Origin of the sequence: Kribbella pittospori (assembly GCF_004331465.1) — a bacterium.
GTDB lineage: Bacteria > Actinomycetota > Actinomycetes > Propionibacteriales > Kribbellaceae > Kribbella > Kribbella pittospori.
Window position 1 is genome coordinate 63,723 of sequence record NZ_SJKB01000017.1, and the last position, 17,816, is coordinate 81,538.

Below are 17,816 nucleotides of genomic sequence, written 5' to 3' on the forward strand. Positions count from 1 at the left end.
CTGCCAGGGTAGAGGCACTACTTGATCAGACGCAGCGTGAACGGGTAGCGGAAGTTGCTACCGACCGCGGTGGCGAGGCCGCCGATCCCGGTCAGGACGAACCACAGGATGCCGAGGATCGGGAACAGGAATCCGGTGAAGCCCTCCGTCACCCCCGTCATGATCCCCAGCAGTGCGAACGCCCCGAACGCGCTCAGCTGGAAGTTCAGCGCCTCCACCGCGTGCTTGCGGACGGCAGGGTTCCGCTGGCCCGAGGTCGCCACCACGATCGCCGGGCCGACGAAGAACGTCGGGTACCCGAGCCAGTGCGCGACGGTCCCCATCCCCCGGCCATCGCCGGAGTACTGCTGCACCGGCGCCGGCCTCGTGAAGGCGGCGGGTGCGTACGTCGGGACGGGCCGGGACACGAGTCCGTCGAAGGTGCTGTTGAGTTCGGCACGGGTGCGGGCCTTCAGAGCCAGCTCCAGCCGGGTGTCGAACTCGGCGTGGTCCAGCCGGCCGTCGGCATACATTTCTTTCAGGATCTCGACGGCGCGGTCCCGTTGGGCCGGCGTCACCAGCAGGTCTGAAGTGGACATGCATCCACTCTGCGCGCCGGAGGCCGTCCGCCCCATCGGGAGCAGCCCCCAGCCACCCCTGAGCCGACCCCAGGCAGCCCTCAGCCCTGCCGCCCTGGCTCCTCAGCCCGGCCGCCCCCGGGCCTCATCAGTCGCGGCGGCGGGTGCGCTCCGAGAGGGCGCGCCGGGCCTCGCGGTCGGCCTGGCGCTCGGCCAGCGCGTGCCGCTTGTCGTAGTCCTTCTTGCCTCGCCCGGTGGCGAGCTCGACCTTGGCGTACCCGTCCTTGAAGTACAGCGACAGCGGGATCAGCGAGACGCCCTGCTGCTCGACGGCCCGGATCAGCTTCTGCACCTCGTCCTTGTGCAGCAGCAGCTTGCGGGTCCGGCGCGGCTCGTGGTTGGTCCAGGTGCCGTGCTTGTACTCCGGGATGTGCATCCCCTGCAGCCACAACTCGTGACCGCGGACGGCGGCGAACGCGTCGACGAGGGAGGCCCGGCCTTGCCGCAGGGACTTCACCTCGGTCCCGGTCAGCACCAGCCCGGCCTCCACCACGTCCTCGATGTGGTAGTCGTATCGCGCCTTCCGGTTCTGCGCGATCGGCTTCTGCCGGCCGGTCTGTTTCACCATCCGACCAGTATCTCAGACCGTCTACAGCCACTTCATGGGATTAACCACGCGACCGTCCTGGTAGACCATGAAGTGCAGGTGGCAGCCGGTGGAGTAGCCCGTGGTCCCGGCGTACCCGATGATCTCGCCCTTGCTGACGTGCTCGCCGACGCGCGCCTTGTACCGCGACAGGTGGTTGTAGACCGTCGTGATGGAGCTCCCGTCGATCACTCCATGCGAGACGAACAGCCGGTTTCCGTAACCACCGTTGTAGTACTTGTCCGTCACTCGCCCGCTCGCCGCAGCGCGGATCGGCGTACCGCAGGGGGCGCGGAAGTCCGTGCCGTCGTGCAGCTTCCAGTAGTGCAGGACGGGGTGGAACCGCATTCCGTACGGCGATGTGATGTAGCTGCTGACCGGATAGCTCAGCCCGCCGCCTCCGGGGTCGTCCGGAATGTTCCGCGGCGGCCGGCCTTCCTTGCGAGCCTTCTCCCGCTCGGCCTTCTCCCGGGCCGCCTTCTTGCGGGCGGCCGCGGCCTTCTCGGCCTTCGCACGGGCGATCAGGATCTGCTCGACCCGGCTGCGCTCGGCGACGAGAGCGTTGTACTGCGCCTGTTCGGTGTTCTTCTCGCGCTCCGCCGCCTTGAACGCGACGAGCTTCACCTGGGCGACCGCTGCGGCCTCAGCCTTGTCGGCCGCGACCTGCTTGGTCAGCGCGGTGACCTGCTTGACCGTCCGGGCAGCTTCGGCCCGCGCCGCGGCCGCAGTCTTCTCGGCCAGGGCGACCTTGGCCCGCTTGTTCGCGAGCTGCGCCTGCGCGTTGTTCAGATTCGTGATCGCGTTGCCCTGGATGCCGAACACGTTCCGCTGCACCTGCATCCCGGTGGCGATGTCGGCCGGCGACGCACCACGCAGCGCGATCGTCAGCCCGACCAGGCCGGTCTGCTGCTGGTACGCGGATCTGACCGCGCGACCGGCCAGGGCCCGCTTCTCGATGATCTGCTGCTCGCCCGCCTCGACGTCGGCCACCGCCGACGTCAGCGCCTGCTCGGCGGCCTGGAGCTTGCTCGCGGCAACCACATCGGCGGCCTTCGCGGCCGCCAGCTGGCCTTGTGCGGCGGCGTACTTGACCTGGACGACCGTGTACTTCGCCTCGGCCTGGTTGTACGCGGCAACGGATTTGCCGAGCTGGTCGGACGCCTCGGCGAGATCGGCCTTCTGCGCACCGATCTGCGAGTCGAGTTGCTTCTTCTTGGCGGCTGGATCGGGCGGGTCCGCCTGGGCAGACGGAACCGCCGCCAGGACTCCGGCGGACAGGGACAGGACAAGGCAGCAGGCGGCAACGACCGTCTGCCGTCCCGGCGGTCTGCTACGTGATCGCTGGTACGGCGTGGCGGTGGTGCCGGTGCTGTCGTCTCGCTTGATGCTCCCCCGCTCACGCGGGTTCGCACCGGGGAAGTGCGGGACCACAGGTCGACCCCTTGCTCTGGGTTGAGTTGTCGTGCGGTGCTGCTATTGCACGATAAGTCACCCGGGTCAGACTTTGAGGTATTTCCGGGTTGTCAGGAATGTCGGGACGACGGCGAGGATCAGTCCGACCACCACCATGATCAGCGTCGCCCGGAAGGTTTCCGCGGCGCCGACCCATTGCCAGACCCGGAATGTCTCCTCGGCCCGTTGCATCACGACGACGTACACGAAGACCCACAAGGTGCCGCAGGCAAGGACTGCGCCGATCAAGGCGGCCAGCACCGCCTCCAGCAGGAACGGCAGCTGGATATAGAAGTTCGACGCGCCGACCAGGCGCATGATGCCGATCTCCCGTCTCCGGGCGTACGCCGCCAATCGGATCGTGTTCGAGATCTGCATCAACGCGGCGACCAGCAGCAGTCCGGCGGCGACCAGAGCGCCGACTTGCAACCCGTTGAGTGCCTTGAACAACGGATCGAGGTACTGCCTGAGGTCCTGGACCGTATCGACGCCGGGTAGGCCGCTGACCGCGCTGACCAGGTTCTGATAGCGCTGTGGATCCTTCAGTTTGACCCGGAAGGACTCCTGCATCTGGTCCTCGGTGACCGTGCTGACGATCGGCGAGTCCTTGTACAGCTTCTTGAACGACTCGAACGCTTCCTTCTTCGACTCGCCGAACACGCCGTCCGGTGCGGTGTCCGGGTTCGACTCGATCACCTGGCGGATCCGGTTCTTCTGCTCCTGGGTCACCTCGGCGCCGGCGCAGCCACGGCCGCCGGAGTCCTTGGTGCACATGAAGACCGAGATCTGGATCTTGTCGTACCAGTTCCCCTTCATCAGGTCGACCTGCTCGCGGGCGAGCAGCGCGCTGCCGAACAGCGACAGCGAGACCCAGATGGTGACGACGACCGCGATCGTCATCGAGAGGTTCCGCTTCAGACCGATACCGAGGTCGGAGAGGATGTAGTTCAAGCGCATTCTTCAGTCAGTCCCTGTACTCAGGCAGCGGTCTCAGTGCTGGTAGCCGTAGACGCCGCGCGACTCGTCACGGACGACATGACCGTTCTCCAGCTCGATCACGCGCTTGCGCATCTGGTCGACGATCGACACGTCATGGGTGGCCATCACGACCGTGGTCCCGGTCCGGTTGATCCGGTCGAGCAGCTTCATGATGCCCACCGACGTACCGGGGTCGAGGTTTCCGGTCGGCTCGTCGGCGATCAGGATCATCGGCCGGTTCACGAACGCGCGGGCGATCGCGACCCGCTGCTGCTCACCGCCGGACAGCTCGTCGGGGAGCCGGTCCTCCTTGCCGTCCAGACCGACCAGCTCGAGCACCTCGGGGACCGTCTTGCGGATGTGCGACCGGGGCTTGCCGATCACCTGCAGCGCGAACGCGACGTTCTCCGCGACGGTCTTGTTCGGCAGCAGCCGGAAGTCCTGGAAGACGGTGCCGATCTGACGGCGCATCTGCGGGATCCGCCAGCTGGCCAGCCGGTTCAGGTCCTTGCCGGCCACCATGATGTGACCGCGGGTCGTCCGATGCTCACGCAGGACCAGACGAAGGAACGTCGACTTGCCGGACCCGGAGGTGCCGACCAGGAAGACGAACTCGCCTTTCTCGATCTCGACGTTGACGTTCAGCAGAGCGGCCTTGGACTGGCCCTCGTACGTCTTGGACACATTCTCGAAGCGGATCACGGGTCTATCCGGCCGTGGTCGGGAACAGGGAGCGACGCAACGGTAACCACCAACGCACCGTACGCCACCGGAGCGGCCGTCGATCAGTGTAGGTGGTCCCGGGCGTGCCGCCGACCAGGCGTGCCGCTCCGAACGCGTGCGTCCGATAGACGCACACTCCTCCCAGCAGTTCCTGAGAAGAAAAGAACAAAAGAAGAGAAGAGAAGGAATGGTGCCGCCGACCAGGCGTGCCGGTCCGAACGGGTGCGTCCGATAGACGGTGTACGACGTCAATCGTTGTACTGCGGCGAGCCGAACTCTCAGGCGGGAGCCGGTGACGCGCCGTTGCCGTTGTCGGGGCGTGCACCCGCGATGCGGGCCACTCCCGGTTCGGGTTTCCGGCCGGCCTTGCGCGCGGCCTCCACGTGCAGGCGGGCCAACTCGACGGCCTGACGGGAGACCCTCACGGTCTTCTTCTCAGCCATGCTCCTCGTCTCCCTCGACGACCTCGATATCAGCATCCGCAATATCAGCGTACGCGGCCGGGCCGACCCGGTCGATCGCTACGGACGCGGTCAGCGCGGCGACCAGGTCGTAGTCCTCGGCCTGTAACAGCTCCGACCGCATCAGTGAGCGCAGTGTCACGACGCCGGCCTCCGTGCCCGACTCGTCGCCCTCGAGGATCTGCTCGACCGCCCACCGGACCATCCGCATCGTCTCCTCGCGGTGCCGCCAGACATCTAGCTCACGATCCGACTTCCGGGTCAGGTAGGACCCCAGGAACACACCGAGGAGCGCCAGCAGCGGGCTCAGCACGGTCATCACCACACCCACGACCGAGATCCAGGTCGGAATCATGGACACGCCCCGCCACTCACAAACGTCCTCCCAAACCCGTGGTGATGACCGGTCGATGATGCTACGAAGGAGCATTCCACCCGGCACCGACAGAACCGCCGCCAACCAACGACCAAGGATGACAAGGAGCAGTGTCACCGTGACCGAACCCGACGCGTACGACGTGTTCGTGCAAGGCACGGTGTTCCTCGACATCGTGCTCACCGGCCTGGAGTCCACGCCGACCACCGGGACCGAGATCTTCGCCGAGGGCATGGGCTCCTGCCCGGGCGGGGTGGCGAACTTCGCCATCGCGGCCGCCCGCCTCGGCCTGAAGAGCGGTCTCGCGGCCGTCTTCGGCGACGACGTGTACGCCGACTTCTGCTGGCGGACCCTGGCCGACCAGGAGGGCGTGGACCTGTCCCACTCCCGCCGGATCGGCCACTGGCACTCCCCGGTCACCGTCTCGATGTCCATCGACCGGGACCGCGCGATGGTCACCCACGCCCACGAGGCCCCGGGCGACCCGAGCAAACTGGTCGGCCCGGGCCTGAACACCCGGTCCGCGATCGTGCCGGTCGCCGACGAACTGCCCGGCTGGACCGTCGAGGCACGAGAGTCCGGAGCGCTGCTGTTCGGCGACGTCGGCTGGGACCCGACCGACGAGTGGTCCCCCGCAGTACTCGACGTACTGGAGGGTTTCCACGCGTTCACCCCGAACGCGGGTGAGGCGATGGCCTACACCCGCACCGACACGCCGAAGGCCGCGCTGCACAAGTTGGCCGATCGGGTCCCGCTCGCGGTGGTCACCAACGGTGCGGACGGCGTACTCGCGATCGACTCCGCGACCGGCGAGGAGGAGCAGGTCCCCGCACTACCGGTCCGGTCCTACGACCCGACCGGTGCGGGCGACGTCTTCCTGGCGTCACTGGTCCTCGGCACCCTCCGCGGCTGGCCGCTGGCCCACCGCCTCGCCTTCGGCAACCTGTGCGCGGGCCTGTCGGTCCAGCACTTCGGCGGGTCGCTGGCGGCCCCCGGCTGGGGCGACATCATCGACTGGGTCCGCGACCACAGCCGGCACCGTCCCGGAGGGGTCGACCCCGACATCCTGAAGCACTACACCTTCATCGGCGACGTCCTCCCAGAAGGCCCGGTCCCGATCGTCCGCCGAGCGTCGGCCACCATCGCCCGCCTGTCCGACGCCTGACCGCCAAACCGTCACTGCGACGACCGCCAGCAGTACGCCGCCGGCCAGGAACCCCTGGGTCGGCGACGCGCGGTCGATCGCCATGCCTGCAAGCACCGAGCCGGCCGAGCTGCCGAGGTTGTTGGCTGTGTTGATCCATGTACTCGCCTCGGTGCGCTGGTGTTGCGGGGTGACGTCGTCTGCTGCCAAATAGGCGACCACGAACAGCGGTGCCACGGCGAGCCCGGCGACCGCCATCACGACCCCGAGCACGACCAGGTTGGGCGCAAGCGACGCAGCCGACAGCCCGATGGCGAGTACGCCGATCAGCCCGGCGAGGTGGATCGGCCAGGACCGCGTGTGTTTCCGGCGCGCCCAGAGGAGTCCGCCCACGACACTGCCGAGGCCAATGCCCGCCTCGACGTACCCGGCCGCGCCGGGGTTGCCGGTTCGCTGAGCGACACCGGCGACGCACAGGTAGGCGACGCTGACGCCCGACGCGGTGACCATGATGACGAGCAGGATGCGCCGCAGCGGCCGGATCGTGAGTGGCCCCAACGGATGGCGGTTCGGCGGCGCCGCGGTTGTGTGGGTCGTGACCGGGCTCGTGACCATCAGGACGGTCCCGGCGAGCATGAGGACGGCGCAGCAGGTGAGCGCCGACCCGGCGGACGCGACGCTGATCAGTACGCCGGCGAGCAGCGGACCGCCTAGATACAGCGATTCCTCGCACACGGCGTCGAGTGCGTAGGCCCGTTCCTTCAGGTCCGTGCCCTCGGTGAGCAGCCGCCAGCTCGACCGCATCGACGGTCCCAACGGTGGCGCAAGGAGTCCCGCCGTACCAACCAGCAGCAGTACGACGCTGTCCGCCGTACGAGTCGATGCGACCAGAGCGACGGATGAGCCGGCAGCCAACAGCGGCAGGACGCGACGCTGGCTGAAACGATCGACAAGGCGGGCTTTGTACGGCATCGACAACGAGGCGAGGCCGAACAACGCGACGGCCGTCCCGGCCGTCGCGAACGAATCGGTGGACTGCTGGACAGTGAACAACAACGACAACGGGAGCAGACCGTAAGCCAACCGCCCGACCAACGCCGGCACAAACGTGCGCAACGCCAACGGCAGCAACAAAACATCCCGGTAGCTCCCGGCACGAGAAGTGCCGGACATGACTTCGCTCCTAGAGATCCAAACGGAATGGGCTCAACCGCGCCAACCAGCGCAGGAACCCTCTCTAGTCACAGGAAGAAGACATGCCGCCGAGCGTACCTCAGTCGAGCGTTCCTCGCGGGGACACCCACAGGTGGGGCTGGCCGGTGACGGCGGAGATGTGCTCGAAGTCGGCGTCGTAGTGCAGGATCACGGCGCCGTGCTGCTCGGCGACGGCCGCGGTCAGGAGGTCGATCACCCCAGCGGCTCGGTGATGGCCGCGGGCAGCCATCCGGACCTGCACCTCGCGGGCACGCTCGGCGATCGCCTCGCTGATCGGCAGATTGACATACAACGATCGCCGGCGCTCGCCGATCGTCTTCACGCCGGAGTGATCACGGCCCGAATAGCCGGCTTCCAGATCGACGGTCACACAGGTCGCCGCGGCCCGGTCGACGATCAGCCCGGCGATGATCGATCGCACCGCCGGATGCCGGGCACGCGCCTGCGCCGAGGTGTCGATCAGGTAGAGCTTGCCGACCGAGGCGACCGGGCTCAACGACGCGCCTCACGCATGATGTCGGGGTCGTCGATGTCCGGCCCGGCACCGAGCGCGAACGGGTCGTCGAGGAGCGCCTCGATCCGTTCGCGTCGTCTGGCCACGAACTCCAGGGCGGCGTTGACGGTGTCCTTCTTCGTCACTGTCCCCAACTCCTTCGCGGCCAGCGCCAACGCCTCGTCGTCCAGATCGATCATTGTCTTCATATATACGACCGTATGTCTTCGTATATATACCTGGATATCGCCCGGCGCGCAAAGTGACCAGATCGTTGCTGGGTGGAATACCGACCCGGTCTCGGTCGTAGGGTCTTCCGTGGTGCGCGGGCTGTGGGACTGCGCGGATGGAGGACTGTGATGGTGGGTGCTGGGATCAGTCGGCGGCAGATGCTGGTGGCGGGTGGTGGGTTGGCGGCGTTGGCGGTGGCTGGGTGCGGGTCGAACAGCGGTCGGCCCTCGGGTGGCGGGAGTGGGGACAAGCCGACTCTTCAGCAGTGGTATCACCAGTACGGCGAGGCCGGGACGCAGCAGGCGGTCGAGAAGTACGCGAAGGAGTACCCGGACGCGACGGTCAGCATCCATGGTCGCCGGGCGACTACGACAAGAAGACCGCGACCGCGTTGCTGACCGACCAGGGCCCGGACGTCTTCGAATACGTGAACGGCCCGACGATCGACATGATCAAAGCGGGTCAGGCGGTCGAGCTGACCGACCTGCTCGGCGACACCAAGGACGACTTCACCCCGTCGTTGATCGCCCGGATGTCCTACCAGGACAAGCTTTACGCGATCCCGCAGGTCACCGACATGCAACTGCTCGTCTACCGCAAGAGCCTGCTCAGCGCGGCCGGCATCCAGCCGCCGCAGACGGTCGACGAGCTACTCGCGGCCGCGAAGGCACTGACGACGGACAAGATGAAGGGCCTGTTCGTCGGCAACGACGGCGGCGTCGGCGTGCTCGGCGGACCGGCGCTGTGGTCGGCCGGTCTGGACTACCTGACCGACGACAACCAGTTCGGGTTCGATGACCCGGCCGCGGCCGAGTCGCTGCACAAGCTGCGCGAGTTGTTCACCTCGAAGACTCTGTTGCTCGGGGCACCGACCGACTGGTCCGACCCGTCCGCGTTCACCCAAGGGCTGACCGCGATGCAGTTCACCGGTCTGTGGACGTTGCCGGTGATCGAGAAGGCGTTCCCGGACGACTACGGCGTACTGCCGTGGCCGAAGCTGAACGCGACCACCGGCAAGCCGAGCGTCCCGGTCGGGGCCTACGGGTCGTGCGTCAACGCGAAGTCGAAGAACGTCGACGCGGCGAAGAAGTTCGTCCAATGGCTGTGGGTCGGCCAGACCGACAAGCAGCTCGACTTCGCCCAGTCGTACGGCTTCCACATCCCGGCGCGCAAGAGCCTGGCTGCGAAGGCGGAGAAGCTGAAGTCCGGCCCGGCCGCCGACGCGGTCAAGTTCGTCAACGAGAACGGCCACGCCCAGACCCCGATCCTGTGGTCGCCCAAGTCCAGTTCGGCGTACTCCGATGCGCTCAACCGGATCATCCGCAACGGATCCGATCCGGCCACCGAGATCAAGGCTGTGAAGTCCGTGGTGGACGCGGAACTCAAGCGCATCTCCGGCTGACCGGATGGCAGAGTGGGTGCATGATCACCGTGCACCCACTCACCGACGACGACCGCGAGCTCATCGAACTGGCCCGCCGGACTGTGGACGCGAACACCGACGGACCGGACGGCGTCTACACGATGGGCGCCGCGGTGCGTGGTGTGGACGGACGGATGTACGCCGGGATCAACCTCTACCACTTCACCGGCGGCCCGTGCGCCGAGCTGGTAGCGCTCGGCCGAGCCAGGGCGGAAGGCGCACGCGAGCTCACCACGATCGTAGCCGTAGGCAACGAAGGCCGCGGCGTCGTCGGCCCGTGCGGCCGCGACCGGCAGATCCTCGTCGACTACCACCCAGGCATCCGCGTCATCCTGCCAACCGCCGAGGGCGTCGGCTCCGTAATGGCCACCGACCTCCTCCCAGGCGCCTACCGCTGGACCCCGAACCCCTGACGCTCAGGCCAGCCGGACCTCGCCCTCGCGGAACCACCAGGTGATCGGCTCGGCGGTCAGGATGCCTGCGCGGACGGCGGGATCCTCGGCTGCGTGGCGGCGGGCGTCCTCGATGCCGACGCGGTAGAGACACAAGCCGCGCAGGGTCTCGTCGTCGTGGTCGCGGAAGGGGCCGGCGGCGCCCATCACGCCTTCCTTGCGACGTGAATCGAGGAAGGCGAGATGCGCCTGCTGGATCCGGTCCTGCTCGTCTTCGGGCAGGACCGGTGGGTCGGTCGGGCGCCGGAGCAGGACGAGCGTGATGCTCTCCATCCCGGGCCGCGGCGGCGTACTCACGCCTGCACCACCCGCTCGGAGAGCATGAAGGTGTTGCCGTCGGGGTCGTAGAAGGTGGCGAGGCGAACCTCGTCCGCGACCAGCCGCGTCTCGCCGTCGAAGCGCGTCCCGTGCGACTCGAGGTGCTCCCGCGCCTTGTCGATGTCCCGTACGCCGAAGGTGACGACGACCCCGCCGTCGGTCTTCGGATCCTCGACCTGCCCGATCCCGATCGAGATCCCCGGCAGCGGCGTACTCAGCTCGGCCCACCCCCAGGCGTCCAGCCGGTGCACGACCTCGAAGCCCAGCGCCTGCTCGTACCAGCGCAGCGACCGCTCCAGGTCGACGACGTCCAGGGCACACACCGCGCGCCCGTCGTACTCGATCCCGCTCATAGTCCTGTTTTTATACTAAGCTTACTTTCGTGTCAACGCTCTCCCGCCTGCTCCATCTCCGATGGGCCGTCCCGGTGCTCGCCGAGTTGCATCGCGGGCACGGCGGACGCTTCGTGAACCTCACACACACGCTCGGCATCAGCCGGGAGTCACTGCGCCGTACGCTCGCCTTCCTGACGGACACCGGCCTGATCGAGCGCAATCCTGGACACGGGCACCCGCTGCGGCCGGAGTACCTGCTCACCGCTGAGGGCGAGCAACTCGGCGAACCGTCCGTCGCGCTGACCGATCTGCTCGTTGAGCTCGACCTGGAGGACGTCGGCCTGCGCAAGTGGTCGCTGCCGATCCTCGCCCTGCTCAACCAGGAGTCCCGGTACTCCGAGCTGCGCGCAGCTCTCCCCAACATGTCGAACCGCGCCCTCGCCCTGGCTCTGAAGGACCTCGCGACCGCCGGCCTCGTCTCCAGGACCGTGACGACCGACTACCCGCCCGCGACGCTGTACGGCGCGACCGCCACCGGCCGCCGCCTGGCCCAAGCAGCGGAACGGCTTCAGAACGCCGGGATGACGTCCTTGCCGTAGGCCGCGAGCGTCTCCTCCTTCCCGTCGTGCTGCAGGTAGACCGCGAACTGGTCGACCCCGAGCGCCTTCAGCTCGCTCAGCCGGGCGATGTGCTGGTCAACCGGGCCGAGGATGCAGAACCGATCGACCACCTCGTCCGGGACGAAGGCAGTGTGAGTGTTCCCCGCACGCCCATGCTCCGCGTAGTCGTAGCCCTTCCGGCCCTCGATGTAGTCGGTCAGCGCCTTCGGCACCGCGCCTGACGTGCCATAACGACCCACGATGTCAGCCACGTGGTTGCCAACCATCCCGCCGAACCAGCGGGTCTGTTCGCGCTGGTGCTGCAGGTCATCCCCGACGTACGCCGGTGCCGCGACGCAGAACTTGATGGCCGCCGGATCACGGCCGGCCTCCTCGGCAGAACGACGTACTGCGGTGATCATCCACTCCGCGATGTCCGGGTCGGCGAGCTGCAGGATGTAGCCGTCACCGACCTCACCGGTCGCCGCCAATGCCTTCGGTCCGTACGCCGCGACCCACACGTCCAAGGCGCCCTTGTCGACCCAGGCGAACTTCAGTTGCTGGCCGCGATACTCGACCGTCTCGCCACGGGCCAGCGCTCGGACCACGTGGACGCATTCCTTCATCTGGTCGATCGTGCCGGGCTTCGCGCCGAGCGTGCGCAGGGCGGAGTCGCCGCGCCCGATCCCGCAGATCGTCCGGTTGCCGAACATCTCGTTCAGCGTGGCGAACTGGGACGCGATCACGGTCCAGTCCCGGGTGCCCGGGTTCGTCACCATCGGACCGACGATCACCCGCTGCGTGGCGGCCAGGATCTGGCTGTAGATGACGAACGGCTCCTGCCAGAGCAGGTGCGAGTCGAACGTCCAGACGTAGTCGAACCCCGCGTCCTCCGCCTTGCGCGCCAGCTCCACGACCGCGGACGCCGGCGGATCACACTGGAACACCACTCCGAAGTCCACGGCTTTCCCCCTTGTTTACTGCAGGTACGACGACAGGCCGCGCCGCAGGAACTTCCCCCGGCCCTTCCGGCCATGGTAGTTGCCGTCGGCCACGATCACCTCGCCGCGCGAGATTACTGTGCCCACCCGGCCCTGGATCTCGACCCCTTCGTACGCCGAGTAGTCCATGTTCATGTGGTGCGTGTCGACGCTGATCCGGGTGGTCGCATTCGGGTCGTAGATGACCAGGTCCGCGTCCGAGCCGGGCGCGACGATCCCCTTCTGCGGGTACAGCCCGAACATCCGGGCCGGCGTCGTCGCGATCGTCTCGACCCAGCGCTCCAGCGACAGCTGACCGTCCACGACGCCTTGGTAGATCAGATCGACGCGATGCTCGACGCCGCCGATGCCGTTCGGGATCTTCGAGAAGTCGCCGACGCCGAGTTCCTTCTGGTCCTTCATGCAGAACGGGCAGTGGTCGGTCGACACGATCGCCAGATCGTTGCTCCGCAACCCTTTCCACAGGTCCTTGGCGTGCGACTCGTGCTTGCTGCGCAGCGGGGTCGAGCAGACCCACTTCGCGCCCTCGAAACCGGGCGCGCCGAGCTGATCCTCGAGGGTGAGATACAGGTACTGCGGGCAGGTCTCGGCGAAGACGTTCCGGCCGGCGTCGCGGGCGCTTGCGACCGCCTCGAGGGCTCCGCTCGCGGACAGGTGGACGATGTACAGCGGGCAGTCCTTCGCCACCTCGGCGAGCGCGATCGCACGGCTGGTCGCCTCGGTCTCGAGCGCGGCCGGGCGGGTGATGCCGTGGTAGATCGGGTCGGTCTCGCCGCGGGCCAGCGCCTGCTGCACGAGGACGTCGATCGCGATGCCGTTCTCCGCGTGCATCATGATCATCGCGCCGTTCTCCCGCGCGGTCTGCATCGCCCGCAGGATCTGGCCGTCGTCGGAGTAGAAGACCCCGGGGTAGGCCATGAACAGCTTGAAACTGGTGATTCCCTCGTCCGCGACCAGTTGGTCCATCGCCTTCAGCGCGTCGGTGTCGACGCCGCCGAGGATCATGTGGAACGCGTAGTCGATATGACAGTTGCCGTCGGCCTTGGCATGCCAGGCGGCCAGGCCGTCTTGCACGACTTCACCTGTCCGCTGGACGGCGAAGTCGATGATCGTCGTCGTACCACCCCACGCCGCCGCCTGGGTTCCGGTGTCGAAGGTGTCACTGGCCGCCGTACCGCCGAACGGGAGCTCCATGTGCGTGTGCGCGTCGATCCCGCCCGGGATCACGTACTTGCCTGCAGCATCGATCACCTCGTCCGGAGTGATCGACTGACTGAACGACGGATCCAGCAGGGCAACGATCTTCTCGCCCTGGACCAGGACGTCCGCAACCTGCGTCCCGGTCGGCCCGACGACGGTCCCACCCTTGACCAGCAACGTCATGCCGTATTCCCTTCGAGACGTTTCGTCCTACGGTTTGGTCAGGTCGCCGTACGCGTCCGGGCGGCGGTCGCGGTAGAACTGCCAGCGGTCGCGGACCGTGTCCAGCAGGCTCAGGTCCAGGTCCCGGACGATCAGTTCCGGATCGTGGTCGTGCCCGACGTCCCCGACGAACTTGCCCTCGGGGTCGACGAAGTACGACGTGCCGTAGAAGTCGTTGTCACCGAAGTCGGACTCGATCCCGACCCGGTTGATCGCGCCGACGAAGTACTCGTTGGCCACCGCCGAGGCCGGCTGCTCCAGCTTCCACAGGTACGCCGACAGTCCCCGGCTGGTCGCGGACGGGTTGAACACGATCTTCGCGCCGGCCAGGCCGAGCGCGCGCCAGCCCTCCGGGAAGTGCCGGTCGTAGCAGATGTACACGCCGATCCGGCCGACCGCGGTGTCGAAGATCGGATAGCCGAGGTTCCCGGGGCGGAAGTAGAACTTCTCCCAGAACCCCTTCACCTGCGGGATGTGGTTCTTCCGGTACTTGCCAAGGTATTTGCCGTCGGCATCGATCACGGCCGCGGTGTTGTACAGCACTCCCGGCTGCTCCTGCTCGTAGACCGGCAGCACCATGACCATGCCGAGTTCCTTGGCCAGCGCGGCGAACCGCTCGGTCGTCGGCCCTGGCACGGACTCGGCGTACTCGTAGAACTTGGGATCCTGCAACTGGCAGAAGTACGGCCCGTAGAACAACTCCTGGAAGCACAACACGCGTACGCCGGCCGCAGCCGCCTGCCGCGCGTACTCCTCGTGGGCCTTGATCATGGACTCCTTGTCACCGGTCCATGACGCCTGCACCAACCCAGCCCTGACAACCTCCGCCACCAGAACCTCCCCAACTAGCCGAGCACCCATGCTCCATCCGCGCCCCCACAACCGTCAACGGATGCGGAAATCGGGCCCTCAGATCGTGACGGTGCGAGAAGCTTCGGCGAGGACCTGCCCAGCGACTGTGGCGTGGCTGGGCGGCAGGTGAGTGGTGTAGAGGTGCGAGCCGACGCCCTGGATGATGTGGAGGTCGCGGGCCAGGTGGGCAGTCATCTGGGTCACGGCTGAGCCTGTTGCCTCGTCCTCCCGGACGCCCATGGCGGGCGCGAAGGCGCGAGCCCGGATCAGGCCGCGGGATTCGTCCAGCCAGGCCCAGAGATACGAGTGGCCGGCGGAGTACGACGCTGGGTCGGCGGCCAGGACGGCCTCCGCAGACTCGAGTTGCTGCCAGTCCCAGTCGCTTCCCCAGGTGGTGTCCGCTCGTACGGCGAACAGATCGCCCTGCCGCGTGACCGGGATGTCACCGACAGGCACTCGCAACTTGTCGACAGAGTGCCCCTGGGAGTGGAGCCACCAGGAGATGCCGACGGTCGGGTGGCCGGCGAAGGGCATTTCCGTGGTGGCGGAGAAGATGCGGATCGTGCCGGACGTGGCATCGTCGACGTACACGGTCTCGCTGTACCCCAGCTCGGCGGCCACCCGCAGCCGGTCCGCGGGCGGTACGAGGGCACCGTCGACGATGCCGAGCGGGTTGCCGAAGCGTCCGTCGGGGTCGGTGAAGACCCGGACGACGTCGACCGGGATCAGGGTCAAAGACTCAGAAGACGGCGATCGCGGCGATGACCGCGATCAGCACCACGGCGGCTCCGACGACAGCCAGCACCCGGCCGTTCATCTTGGGTTCGGTGGTGGCCTCGGCCTGGCCCTCGTTCACGAAGGCGCGAAACATCTGGGTGTTCGCGCCCGGGTCCTGCTCGTTCTCGACGTTCTGCGGGACGTTCTGGTCAGCCATGGCCCCAGACCCTACCTGGCGCCGGTGAAGCCACCGCAGACGCCCGTCAAAGCCTGACGAAGACCTGATGTACCATTTGGTACATGCGCTTCGATCATTCCATCACGGTCCAGGCCCCGCAGGAGCGGGTCTGGCAGGTGTACAGCGACGTTGAGCGGTGGCCCGAGTGGACGCCGACCATCGACTCGGTCGAGCGGCTCGACGCCGGCCGCATCCACATCGGCGCCAAGACCCGGATCCGGCAGCCGAAGCTCCCGGTCGCGGTCTGGGAGGTGACCGATCTCAAGGAGGGCGAGTACTTCGAGTGGGTCTCGAAGGCTCCGGGCATCCGGACGATCGGCGGTCACCGCGTCGTCGGTACGCCGCAGGGCACGGTGGTGACGGCGACGATCATCCACGAAGGCCCGATCGGCTGGATCTTCGGCAAGCTCTACGCCCGCCTCACCAAGAGCTACGTCGAGACAGAGGCAGTGAAGCTCAAAGAGGTGAGCGAACAGACGTGAGTAGGCAGTCCCTGCTGGCCGGCGCCGTCGAGCACTTCGCGAAGAACGGGATCGGCGACGCCAGCCTGCGCAGTATCGCCGGCTCGATCGGCACCAGCCACCGGATGCTGATCTACCACTTCGGCTCCCGCGAGGGCCTGCTCGCCGAAGTGGTCCGGACCGTCGAGCAACAGCAGCGCGACCTGCTGGCCGAGGTGCTGGCGACCGATCTGCCGGTGGAGGAGCAGAACGACCTGTTCTGGCGCCGCGTCACCGAGGCGGCCTTGATCTACGGTCCGCTGTTCTTCGAGCTGAGCGCCCACGCGATGCAGGATCGCCCGCACACCGAGGCACTCAAGGCGGATCTGATCAATGTCTGGCTCCCGCCGGTGATCGAGCTGTGCATCCGCGCGGGCATCCCGCCCGAGGAGGCACCGGCGTACGCGCGGCTCGGTCTGGCGGCGTCCCGTGGTCTGCTGTTCGACCTGCTGCTCACCGGCGACCAGGTCGGCGTCGACGAGGCGTCCGCGCTGCTGAACCGGCTGTTCAGTCTCCGGGCTCTGTAGGCGTCGCGACCCAGCCGGCGACTATCGGCAGCCGCGACTCCCGCAGTACTGCGGTGAACGCGAACGGCTGGTCCAGTGCGACCTCGAGCCGGCGGGCCTGGCGCGTCGGCATCGAGGCGCGGACCATCGCCATCGAGGTGACGGCCGCGGCCTCGAACCCGGTCGCGAAGAACCGCGCCAGCACCTTCTGCTTGGCCTGCCCGACGGCGAGCGGCACCGGACTGATCGCACTGAAGTGGCCGTGCTCCCCGGGGTCCGTGGTGACCGTGGTCAACCCGAACAGCTCACGCAACTCCAGCAGATCGTGCTCGGCCTCGACGTTGAACGACGGCAGAGTCAGCTTCAGATCCGGCCGCGGCGCCGTGGTCTGCCCGACCTTCAACCCTGGCGCGAGCTCCGAACCGGGCTCCCCCTGATCGATCAGAGCAGTCCCAGGAACGCCGTCAGCCGGACGCGCCGCAGCACCGAGAAGACCCGCGAGCACTTCCGGCTGCGATCCAGATCCAACCCCGAGCAGTACGTCGACATCCGCGTCGCCGCGAACCGTGATCACGGTCAGGTCGTCGTACCGCCGTACTGCGTCGAGGTCGCTGTCGACGCGCTCGAGCCAATGCCACCGGCCGCCCGCCCACGGCCCGGCCTGGACGTTCTTGATCTGCTCGGTGAACGGGCGGACCCAGGTCGTGCGCAGGGACAGGGCCGAGGCGAGAACGAGCATGACGTCAGGGTTGATCTCGACCGGCATCTCGCGGATCAGATCGTGAGTGTGCTCGGCCGCCCAGGCATCGAGCTTCGGCTTGTCGACCGCGGCGCGACCGGTGAGCGTTCCCATCAGCGGCGCCGGTACGACGCTGTCGAACGTCTCCGCGAGCTTCAGTTGCTCATGCACCCAGACACCCAGCGCCGCGTGCAGATCGGCCGAGCCCTCGATCGCCCTCACCAGCGCGAGGGCCCGCCCGGATCCCGCCTCCGCGTCGACCCCGGCGGCCTGGGCCAGCTCGGTCCGGCCTGGTTCATCCGCGGCCGTCGCCAGGATCGCGAGCAGCGGCCACAGACCGAGCCCGGACACGACTGTGTTCCCCGCCGGAAGCGTGCGGGCCCAGCGTGCGGTGAGGTCATTGACTGCGCGCACCACGTCGGCATCCATACCCTCCAC

General features: G+C 67.5%; 23 protein-coding genes and 1 pseudogene. 6 read left to right on the forward strand and 18 right to left on the reverse strand.

Annotated elements, in window-relative coordinates; translation table 11 throughout:
- Positions 1-17 precede the first annotated feature (17 nt).
- The 7 genes from E0H73_RS37365 to E0H73_RS37390 all read right to left on the reverse strand — a co-directional run bounded on the left by E0H73_RS37365 (position 18) and on the right by E0H73_RS37390 (position 5,172).
- A complete protein-coding gene (locus E0H73_RS37365) occupies positions 18-578 on the reverse strand; it encodes a DUF1707 and DUF4870 domain-containing protein (protein WP_131364575.1) in 561 nt (186 codons plus the stop codon).
- Between the two features lie 127 nt (positions 579-705).
- Positions 706-1,185, reverse strand: coding sequence for an SsrA-binding protein SmpB (gene smpB / locus E0H73_RS37370; RefSeq protein ID WP_131364577.1), 480 nt, complete (start codon positions 1,183-1,185; stop codon positions 706-708).
- Positions 1,186-1,206: 21 nt separating this feature from the next.
- The gene (locus E0H73_RS37375) at positions 1,207-2,634 is read right to left on the reverse strand and encodes a M23 family metallopeptidase (RefSeq protein ID WP_131364578.1); all 1,428 of its coding nucleotides are present in this window, start codon (positions 2,632-2,634) and stop codon (positions 1,207-1,209) included.
- 66 nt (positions 2,635-2,700) lie between these two features.
- A complete protein-coding gene (gene ftsX / locus E0H73_RS37380) occupies positions 2,701-3,612 on the reverse strand; it encodes a permease-like cell division protein FtsX (protein ID WP_131364580.1) in 912 nt (303 codons plus the stop codon).
- A gap of 33 nt (positions 3,613-3,645) precedes the next feature.
- Positions 3,646-4,335 carry a cell division ATP-binding protein FtsE gene (ftsE, locus tag E0H73_RS37385; protein WP_131364582.1) on the reverse strand — a complete coding sequence of 230 codons (690 nt, stop codon included), beginning with the start codon at positions 4,333-4,335 and terminating at the stop codon, positions 3,646-3,648.
- 299 nt (positions 4,336-4,634) lie between these two features.
- The gene (locus E0H73_RS46200) at positions 4,635-4,799 is read right to left on the reverse strand and encodes a hypothetical protein (RefSeq protein WP_165554185.1); all 165 of its coding nucleotides are present in this window, start codon (positions 4,797-4,799) and stop codon (positions 4,635-4,637) included.
- Positions 4,792-5,172 carry a hypothetical protein gene (locus E0H73_RS37390; protein ID WP_238164527.1) on the reverse strand — a complete coding sequence of 127 codons (381 nt, stop codon included), beginning with the start codon at positions 5,170-5,172 and terminating at the stop codon, positions 4,792-4,794. Before E0H73_RS37390 ends, E0H73_RS46200 begins: the two co-directional genes overlap by 8 nt.
- Positions 5,173-5,311: 139 nt before the next feature.
- On the opposite strand from E0H73_RS37390, the gene E0H73_RS37395 reads away from it, so the two are divergent.
- Entirely contained in the window at positions 5,312-6,358 is a 1,047-nt protein-coding gene (locus E0H73_RS37395; protein ID WP_131364586.1) for a carbohydrate kinase family protein, read from the forward strand.
- A gap of 15 nt (positions 6,359-6,373) precedes the next feature.
- Here E0H73_RS37395 and E0H73_RS48280 read toward each other — a convergent pair.
- The 3 genes and pseudogenes from E0H73_RS48280 to E0H73_RS37410 form a co-directional block, all read right to left on the reverse strand.
- Positions 6,374-7,510 (reverse strand): annotated as a pseudogene (locus E0H73_RS48280) (MFS transporter); the annotation flags it as partial.
- A gap of 100 nt (positions 7,511-7,610) precedes the next feature.
- Positions 7,611-8,048, reverse strand: a complete 438-nt coding sequence (locus tag E0H73_RS37405; RefSeq protein WP_202867745.1) for a PIN domain-containing protein — start codon at positions 8,046-8,048, stop codon at positions 7,611-7,613.
- Positions 8,045-8,254 (reverse strand): type II toxin-antitoxin system VapB family antitoxin, encoded by a 210-nt coding sequence (locus E0H73_RS37410; RefSeq protein WP_202867746.1) that lies wholly within the window; start codon positions 8,252-8,254, stop codon positions 8,045-8,047. Before E0H73_RS37410 ends, E0H73_RS37405 begins: the two co-directional genes overlap by 4 nt.
- A gap of 287 nt (positions 8,255-8,541) precedes the next feature.
- Between E0H73_RS37410 and E0H73_RS37415 the strand changes: the two genes are divergently transcribed.
- Positions 8,542-9,678 (forward strand): ABC transporter substrate-binding protein, encoded by a 1,137-nt coding sequence (locus tag E0H73_RS37415; RefSeq protein ID WP_238164528.1) that lies wholly within the window; start codon positions 8,542-8,544, stop codon positions 9,676-9,678.
- A gap of 20 nt (positions 9,679-9,698) precedes the next feature.
- Positions 9,699-10,112, forward strand: a complete 414-nt coding sequence (locus E0H73_RS37420; RefSeq protein ID WP_131364588.1) for a cytidine deaminase family protein — start codon at positions 9,699-9,701, stop codon at positions 10,110-10,112.
- A gap of 3 nt (positions 10,113-10,115) precedes the next feature.
- Here the strand turns inward: E0H73_RS37420 and E0H73_RS37425 are convergent, their stop codons facing one another.
- Together E0H73_RS37425 and E0H73_RS37430 are read right to left on the reverse strand one after the other, a co-directional pair.
- A complete protein-coding gene (locus E0H73_RS37425) occupies positions 10,116-10,448 on the reverse strand; it encodes a YciI family protein (protein ID WP_202867747.1) in 333 nt (110 codons plus the stop codon).
- A complete protein-coding gene (locus E0H73_RS37430) occupies positions 10,445-10,822 on the reverse strand; it encodes a VOC family protein (protein WP_131364590.1) in 378 nt (125 codons plus the stop codon). Before E0H73_RS37430 ends, E0H73_RS37425 begins: the two co-directional genes overlap by 4 nt.
- A gap of 29 nt (positions 10,823-10,851) precedes the next feature.
- On the opposite strand from E0H73_RS37430, the gene E0H73_RS37435 reads away from it, so the two are divergent.
- Positions 10,852-11,403 (forward strand): winged helix-turn-helix transcriptional regulator, encoded by a 552-nt coding sequence (locus tag E0H73_RS37435; protein WP_131364592.1) that lies wholly within the window; start codon positions 10,852-10,854, stop codon positions 11,401-11,403.
- Here E0H73_RS37435 and E0H73_RS37440 read toward each other — a convergent pair.
- The 5 genes from E0H73_RS37440 to E0H73_RS37460 all read right to left on the reverse strand — a co-directional run bounded on the left by E0H73_RS37440 (position 11,373) and on the right by E0H73_RS37460 (position 15,612).
- Positions 11,373-12,365: a TIGR03842 family LLM class F420-dependent oxidoreductase gene (locus E0H73_RS37440; RefSeq protein WP_131364594.1), complete on the reverse strand. Its 993-nt coding sequence runs from the start codon at positions 12,363-12,365 to the stop codon at positions 11,373-11,375. The two genes, E0H73_RS37435 and E0H73_RS37440, sit on opposite strands and share 31 nt — an antisense overlap.
- A gap of 15 nt (positions 12,366-12,380) precedes the next feature.
- A complete protein-coding gene (gene hydA, locus E0H73_RS37445; RefSeq protein WP_131364596.1) occupies positions 12,381-13,787 on the reverse strand; it encodes a dihydropyrimidinase in 1,407 nt (468 codons plus the stop codon).
- A 27-nt stretch (positions 13,788-13,814) separates the two neighbouring features.
- Entirely contained in the window at positions 13,815-14,657 is an 843-nt protein-coding gene (locus E0H73_RS37450) for a nitrilase-related carbon-nitrogen hydrolase (RefSeq protein ID WP_131364598.1), read from the reverse strand.
- 78 nt (positions 14,658-14,735) lie between these two features.
- A complete protein-coding gene (locus E0H73_RS37455; RefSeq protein ID WP_131364600.1) occupies positions 14,736-15,413 on the reverse strand; it encodes a PhzF family phenazine biosynthesis protein in 678 nt (225 codons plus the stop codon).
- A 4-nt stretch (positions 15,414-15,417) separates the two neighbouring features.
- Positions 15,418-15,612: a hypothetical protein gene (locus E0H73_RS37460; protein WP_131364602.1), complete on the reverse strand. Its 195-nt coding sequence runs from the start codon at positions 15,610-15,612 to the stop codon at positions 15,418-15,420.
- A gap of 83 nt (positions 15,613-15,695) precedes the next feature.
- On the opposite strand from E0H73_RS37460, the gene E0H73_RS37465 reads away from it, so the two are divergent.
- Both E0H73_RS37465 and E0H73_RS37470 read left to right on the forward strand, forming a co-directional pair.
- Positions 15,696-16,115 (forward strand): SRPBCC family protein, encoded by a 420-nt coding sequence (locus E0H73_RS37465; protein WP_131364605.1) that lies wholly within the window; start codon positions 15,696-15,698, stop codon positions 16,113-16,115.
- On the forward strand, positions 16,112-16,660 hold the full coding sequence (locus tag E0H73_RS37470) for a TetR/AcrR family transcriptional regulator (RefSeq protein WP_131364607.1): 549 nt from the start codon (positions 16,112-16,114) through the stop codon (positions 16,658-16,660). Before E0H73_RS37465 ends, E0H73_RS37470 begins: the two co-directional genes overlap by 4 nt.
- Here the strand turns inward: E0H73_RS37470 and E0H73_RS37475 are convergent.
- Complete coding sequence (locus tag E0H73_RS37475) at positions 16,641-17,807, reverse strand: serpin family protein (protein ID WP_131364609.1); 1,167 nt, start codon at positions 17,805-17,807, stop codon at positions 16,641-16,643. The genes E0H73_RS37470 and E0H73_RS37475 overlap by 20 nt on opposite strands.
- Between the last annotated feature and the right edge of the window lie 9 nt (positions 17,808-17,816).